This window comes from Atopobacter sp. AH10 (assembly GCF_003664595.1).
In the GTDB taxonomy this organism is placed as follows: domain Bacteria; phylum Bacillota; class Bacilli; order Lactobacillales; family Aerococcaceae; genus Atopobacter.
In genome coordinates, this window is the sequence record NZ_QXPZ01000076.1 from 1 (window position 1) to 215 (window position 215).

General features: G+C 43.7%; 1 tRNA gene. It reads left to right on the forward strand.

Going from position 1 to position 215, the window contains the following annotated elements:
• The first annotated feature begins 78 nt into the window (after nt 1–78).
• Nucleotides 79–151, forward strand: a tRNA-Ala gene (locus D3H64_RS10115).
• Nucleotides 152–215 lie beyond the last annotated feature (64 nt).

Below are 215 nucleotides of genomic sequence, written 5' to 3' on the forward strand. Positions count from 1 at the left end.
ACCTCCTTTCTAAGGAATAACTTACGGAAACCTACACAGCGCTTTTTGTTCAATTATGAGAGGCCAACCTCTTATTTTGGGGGATTAGCTCAGCTGGGAGAGCGCCTGCTTTGCAAGCAGGAGGTCAGCGGTTCGATCCCGCTATTCTCCATTTTGTTCATTGACAACTGAATACTAACGCAATATTGACATAATTTACCGAGAAATAAACTGCG